The sequence below is a fragment of the Brevundimonas sp. genome, assembly GCF_023259385.1.
GTDB lineage: Bacteria > Pseudomonadota > Alphaproteobacteria > Caulobacterales > Caulobacteraceae > Brevundimonas.
Window position 1 is genome coordinate 1 of the sequence record NZ_JAHFPF010000286.1, and the last position, 4,274, is coordinate 4,274.

Genomic DNA, 4,274 nt, shown 5'->3' on the forward strand with positions numbered 1-4,274 from the left:
CTTGGCGATCGTGGCGTCGTCCAGCTTGGCCTTCCAATTGAAGGAGGGCGAGCAGTTGTAGGCCATCAGCTTGTTCGGATGCTCCTTCTGGATCGCCTCGGCGAACCGCTTGGCGTCGTCCAGATCGGGGTGGGAGGTCTCCCACCACAGCACGTCGGCGATCTTGGCGTAGCTGAGGCCGCGCGCGATGCAGTGATCCAGTCCCGTCCCCTCCTTCAGTCGGAAGAAGCCCTCGGGCGTGCGGTTGTCGCGGTCGATGAAGGGCTGGTCGCGCTCGTCGATGTCCGAGGTGATCAGCTGGGCGCTCTCGGCGTCGGTGCGGGCGACCGTGATGGTCGGCGTGCCCATGACGTCGGCGGCCAGGCGGGCGGCGACCAGGTTGCGCTCATGCGCCTGGGTCGGGATCAGGACCTTGCCGCCCAGGTGGCCGCACTTCTTCTCGCTGGCCAGCTGGTCCTCGAAGTGGACGCCGGCGGCGCCCGCCTCGATGAAGGCCTTCATGATCTCGAAGCTGTTCAGCGGACCGCCGAAACCGGCCTCGGCGTCGGCGACGATCGGCACGAACCAGTCGCGCTTGGCCCCGCCCTCGGCATGCTCGATCTGGTCGGCGCGCTGCAGGGTGCGGTTGATGCGGCGGCACAGTTCCGGCGCGGCGTTGGCCGGGTACAGCGACTGGTCCGGATACATGGCCCCGGCGGTGTTGGCGTCGGCGGCGACCTGCCAGCCCGACAGATAGATGGCCTTCAGCCCCGCGCGGACCATCTGCATGGCCTGGTTGCCGGTAACGGCGCCCAGGGCGTTGATGAAGGGCTCGCTGTGCAGCAGCTCCCACAGGCGGTTGGCGCCGCGCTCGGCCAGCGTATGGGTGATCGGCACCGAGCCGCGCAGGCGCAGGACGTCCTCCGGCGTATAGGGGCGTTCGATGCCGTCGAAGCGGCCGGAGGGCGAAGGAACCAGATCGGCGAAGGTGGTCATGGTCGGTCTCTGTCCAGTGGGCCGTCGATGCGCGGCGGGTCACGGGCAGAGGAACACGCGTCAGTCACAAACGATACACACTGAGCCGGACATATCGCGTCATTGAGTCATAATATGACACTTGATGTTAAGTCATTTTGTGACATCATGCAGTCATGGACACCGCCGACCGCAAGCTGTTCCTGGGCGGCCGCCTGAAGCGGCTGCGGCGGGATCTGGGCCTGACCCAGACGGCCATGGCCGGCGATCTGGGCGTCTCGCCCAGCTATCTGAACCACATCGAACGCAACCAGCGCCCCGTCTCGGCCCAGCTGCTGCTGCGTCTGGCCGAGACCTATGACGTGGACCTGCGGGCGCTGGGGCAGTCCGGCGGGCCGGCGTCCGAGGCGACCCTGTCCGAGGCCTTCGCCGATCCGGTCTTCAACGGACTGGCTGTGCCCCGGCACGAGATCGTCCAGCTGGCCGAGGACCAGCCCGCCGTGGCCGACGCCGTGCTGCGCCTGTACCGCGCCTTCAGCGACCGCCGCGCCCGCGACCGGGCCGAGGCCGACATCGGCGGCGGTGGAGGCGACGAGACTCCCGCCGACCGGGTGCGCGACTATGTGCAGGCGCGCCAGAACCACTTTCCCGACCTGGACGCCCTGGGCGAGGCGCTGGCCGCCGCGCTGGAGGCCGACAGCCCCGGCGAGACCTTCGAGACCCGCGCCCGCGCCCGGCTGATGGCGCGCCACGGCCTGACCGTGCGCACCCTGCCCGACGATGTGATGGTGGAATGGACCCGCCGCTACGACCCGCACCGCAAGCGGCTGCACCTGTCCGAAACCCTGGGGCCCTCCTCGCGCGCCTTCGCCGTCGCCTTCCAGCTGGCCCTGGCCGAGCATGACGCTGAACTGACCGCGCTGGCGGCGTCCGCCGACATGCCGGACGAGGCCACACGGCGGGTGCTGAAGGTCGCCCTGACCAACACCCTGGCCGCCGCCATCCTGATGCCCTACGCCGCCTTCCACACGGCGGCGGAGACCAACGGCTACGACATCGCCCGGCTGGAGGCGCGCTTCGGGGTCAGCTTCGAACAGGCGGCCCACCGGCTGACCACCCTGTCCCGCCCGTCCGCGCGCGGCGTGCCCTTCTTCCTGATGCGGGTCGATCAGGCGGGCAACATCTCCAAGCGCTTCGCCTCGGGCGCCTTCCCCTTTTCGCGCTTCGGCGGGGCCTGCCCGCGCTGGCGGCTGCACTCGGCCTTCCGCACCCCGGGCCGGATCGTCACCCAGATCATCGAGACGCCCGACGGCCAGCGCTGGTTCACCCTGGCCCGCACCGTCGAGCGCCAAGGCCGCGACGCCTTCACCGAGGGGCACGACCTGGCCATCGGCCTGGGCTGCGAGCTGAAGCACGCGCGGCGCCTGATCCACGCCCGCGGCCTTGATCTGGCGGCGCCGGAGGTGACGCCGATCGGCCCCGCCTGCCGCCTGTGCCACCGCCACCCCTGCGCCGAACGGGCCGCCCCGCCGGTCGATCGCGCGCCGGCGGTGGACGACTGGTCGAAGTCGGTCAGCCCGTGGCCGTTCGTGACGGCCTGATCGGCACAGCGTAGAAAATCTAACGCCAGATCACAGGAAATCCCGTTTGGCGCTGATCAATGCATCCATCAGCTTGCAGTTAATCTGCACGGCTGGGGATAGTCATGACCAAACAACGATTGCTGCGAACCGGCGCGCTGGCGCTCGTCCTCGGCTGCGGCGCCACCGCAGTCCAGGCGGAGGACCCCGCCGGCGCGCCACAGACCCAGACCCCCAGCGTCGCCCAGCTCGGCGACCTTGTCGTCACGGCCCGCCGGCGCGAGGAACGCGCCCAGGAGGTTCCGATCGCCCTGACCGTCATCGGCGGCGAACAGCTGGACGACACCAACACCTACAATATCGGCCAGCTGACCCAGCAGGCGCCCAGCGTTCAGCTGCTGTCGTCCAACCCGCGCAACACCGCCATCACCATCCGCGGCATCGGGGCCAGCTACGGCCTGGCCAATGACGGTCTGGAACAGGGCGTCGGCATCTATGTCGATCAGGTCTATTACGCCCGCCCGGCCACCGCGACGCTCGACTTCGTCGACCTGGAGCAGATCGAGATCCTGCGCGGCCCCCAGGGCACCCTGTTCGGCAAGAACACCACCGCCGGCGCCCTGAACATCACCACCCGCGACGCCGCCTTCACGCCCAGCGGCACGGCTGAGGTCACGGTCGGAAACCTCAGCTTCGTCCAGGCCAAGGCCTCGATCACCGGACCCATCATCGACGAGGTCCTGGCCGGACGCCTGTCGATCGTCTCGACCCGCCGCGACGGCGCCCTGCAGAACGTCCGCGTCGGCCGCGACCAGAACGACCAGAACAGTTTCGCCGTGCGCGGCCAGCTTCTGTGGACGCCGACGCCGCAGCTGACCGTGCGCGCCTATGGCGACTGGAACCGCCAGCTCCTGGAGTGCTGCACCCAGGTGTACGTCGGCGTCGGCACGACCCTGAAGCCCGCCGGGTCGCAATACCCGGCGCTGGCCGGCGGCCGCGGCTACACGCCCCCCAGCACCAATCCCTACGACCGGCTGGTCGACATCGACGACGACATCCAGGCCGACCAGTGGCAGGCGGGCGGGTCGGTGATCGTCGACTATGATTTCGGCGACGTGCTGCTGACCTCGATCAGCGCCTATCGCGAGTGGGACTGGGAGCCCGCGAACGACCGCGACTACACCGGCCTCGACATCCTCAGGAAGTCCAACAATCCGTCGAACCAGGACCAGACCAGCCAGGAATTCCGCCTGTCTTCGGTGGGCGAGAACACGATCGACTGGGTCGGGGGCCTTTATTACTTCAACCAGACCGTCACGACCAACGGCATCACCCAGTACGGCAGCGACGCCTCCTACTGGCTGCTGGCCACGGGTACCCCGGCCGCCTTGCTGGAGGGCTACACCGCGATCAACGTCTCGGCGATCGAGACCACCAGCTACGCCGCCTTCGGCCAGCTGACCTGGAACGTCAACGACCGGCTCCGGATCACGCCCGGCCTGCGCTACACCCGGGAAGACAAGTCCGGCGTCTATGATCTGTCCGTCTCTGGCGGGCTGGTCACGGCCGACCCCACCCTGATCTCCCGCCGCCTCGGCATCCAGCGCCCGCAGAACTACTCAGCCGAGATTTCGGAAGGCAGCTGGTCGGGGCAGTTGGCGATCTCCTACGAGGTCACGCCCGACATCCTGCCCTATTTCAGCTACGCGAAAGGCTTCAAGTCGGGCGGCATCAACATGT

General features: G+C 68.7%; 3 protein-coding genes. 2 read left to right on the forward strand and 1 reads right to left on the reverse strand.

Annotated elements, in window-relative coordinates; all coding sequences use genetic code 11:
* Positions 1-975: isocitrate lyase (aceA, locus tag Q0C81_RS16785; RefSeq protein ID WP_291840653.1), on the reverse strand; the 975-nt coding region annotated here is incomplete at its 3' end.
* 155 nt (positions 976-1,130) lie between these two features.
* Between aceA and Q0C81_RS16790 the strand changes: the two genes are divergently transcribed.
* Together Q0C81_RS16790 and Q0C81_RS16795 are read left to right on the forward strand one after the other, a co-directional pair.
* Positions 1,131-2,555 carry a short-chain fatty acyl-CoA regulator family protein gene (locus Q0C81_RS16790; RefSeq protein ID WP_291840656.1) on the forward strand — a complete coding sequence of 475 codons (1,425 nt, stop codon included), beginning with the start codon at positions 1,131-1,133 and terminating at the stop codon, positions 2,553-2,555.
* A gap of 104 nt (positions 2,556-2,659) precedes the next feature.
* On the forward strand, positions 2,660-4,274 hold a 1,615-nt coding region (locus Q0C81_RS16795), incomplete at its 3' end, for a TonB-dependent receptor (RefSeq protein WP_291840659.1).